This window comes from Nocardioides oceani, from assembly GCF_030412965.1.
GTDB classification, from domain to species: domain Bacteria; phylum Actinomycetota; class Actinomycetes; order Propionibacteriales; family Nocardioidaceae; genus Nocardioides; species Nocardioides oceani.
On record NZ_JAUHJQ010000341.1, the window covers coordinates 1 to 206 of the forward strand.

The 206-nt window shown below is 79.6% G+C and carries 1 protein-coding gene; it reads left to right on the forward strand.

Annotated features, from left to right (window positions below):
• Positions 1–206: NUDIX-like domain-containing protein (locus QWY28_RS24290; RefSeq protein ID WP_300955447.1), on the forward strand; the 206-nt coding region annotated here is incomplete at both ends.

The following is a 206-nucleotide window of genomic DNA, read 5'->3' on the forward strand; positions in this document are numbered from 1 at the left end:
GGGTGCGCCCGGCCGGCGGGCTGGTGGAGTGGGTGCCGCCGTCCCAGGCGCCCGAGGGCCTGCGCGTGCTGCTGGGGGAGCGGGTGGGTCGCACCTGGTTCGCGGTCGTCACCGGCCCCGCGCGGGCCCGCGAGGACGGCGACTGGGTGCCGCTGCGTGGGTTGCTGCCGTCGCTGTCGGACGACAACCTCGCCGCCGCGCCGCTC